Source organism: Oleiphilus sp. HI0066 (assembly GCF_001635725.1).
Window position 1 is genome coordinate 1 of the sequence record NZ_LWFH01001409.1, and the last position, 1,535, is coordinate 1,535.

Below are 1,535 nucleotides of genomic sequence, written 5' to 3' on the forward strand. Positions count from 1 at the left end.
AGATCTACTCACTGTTTCTTTGTTCGCCACGAGCTATGTACTGATGATTGCATTTGCAGGAACATTTGCAATGCTGCACCAGAGTCGCAGTCGTACTCTCGTTGAGTTAGCCATTCATGAGCCGGTGACTAGTGCTTACAACATCAGACACTTAGAAGACACACTAAATAAAGAAGTCTCACGATCTAAAGAAACAGAGCGCCCTGTTTCCATATTGTCTCTTGAAGTCGATTACTTTGAACAAATAGAAGAAATGCATGGTATTGGCATTCAGCAAGATTTATTGAAACAATTATCTGAAACGCTGAATGGAATGATTCGAGCAGGAGACAGCCAATACTTCGATGCCCAGCAGCGTTTTTACTTGCTACTACCCTGCACACCAGAAGAGGGCGTACTTGTCATTGCAGAACGAATCAGAAGAACGATTGAAGAAAGCACGTGGCCCGAAGTAGACAGCATTACAGTCAGCATTGGCGCCAATACATTCACACCTGTTAAAAACTCAAAAAGCGCTCAAGAGTTGCTTCAAGGCGCGCATGCAGCGCTGGCTGAAGCACACAGCAAAGGTAATAATCGCGTTATATTGAACGACTAACCACCTAAGATGCCAAGTTTAATAGAGTTAAGTCACTGGCTCACCGCAAACGCGAGCTTAATATTACCTGCAATTGCGATCATCGCGTTTGTCGAATCATTTGCCATCGCAGGCATTGTTGTCCCAGGCGTTGCATTGCTGTTTTCAACTGCTGCCGTTGCAGGACTCGCAGGCATCCCGCTCATAGAGGTATTAGCTGCCGCATTTATCGGCGCTGTGCTTGGTGACGTTATTAGCTTTTGTATTGGCCGTGCCTTCCACGACCGATTACCTCTCACATGGCCTTTTTCAAAGTATCCAAACGCCTTACAAGAGGGTGAAAGATTTTTTGAGAAATATGGCACCTACAGCGTAGTCATTGGTCGGTTTGTCGGACCTCTGCGTCCAGTACTCCCACTCACTGCGGGTGTACTCCAAATGTCACCCACCAAATTTATTCTTATCAATCTGCTTTCAGCTCTCGCATGGGCTCCAGCCTATATATTACCCGGTTATTTGGGAGCAGAAATAACGCAACTCGCTACTCAAAATCGTGATATTACCTATGCCCTTGTGCTTGTTTTATGCCTAATAATTGCGATCAGCCTGTTATGGTTATCACTGAGCAAACAGCGAGCAAAACCGTTCGTGTACTTTGGCTCAATATTCACTTTAAGTGCCATAGCATTTTCAAGCATTGCTTATTTAAACATTAGCGGCATGCTAGATGGCTTTGATGTATGGGTTCTCGCCAAGGCATTAACTGTCAGGGATACCTTGTTTTACAGCTTCTTTGTTTTCATCACGCTGCTCGGCGATCAAGCTCTGCTTATCTTGTTATTCCTGATATGCGTTGCATCTCTCGCGACCCATAAACAATACAAGCATGCTATCTACTTCGCTCTGACGGGTATCACTGTCGCCGGATTCACCCATGGGTTTAAATACTTATTTAACA

2 protein-coding genes are annotated in these 1,535 nt (G+C 44.8%); both read left to right on the top strand.

Features of this window, described 5'->3' with window-relative positions; genetic code table 11:
- The coding region (locus A3738_RS21305; protein ID WP_156504397.1) for a GGDEF domain-containing protein at positions 1–598 on the top strand (598 nt) is incomplete at its 5' end.
- A gap of 9 nt (positions 599–607) precedes the next feature.
- A partial coding sequence (locus A3738_RS21310) for a DedA family protein (RefSeq protein WP_197473953.1) occupies positions 608–1,535 on the top strand: 928 nt, incomplete at its 3' end.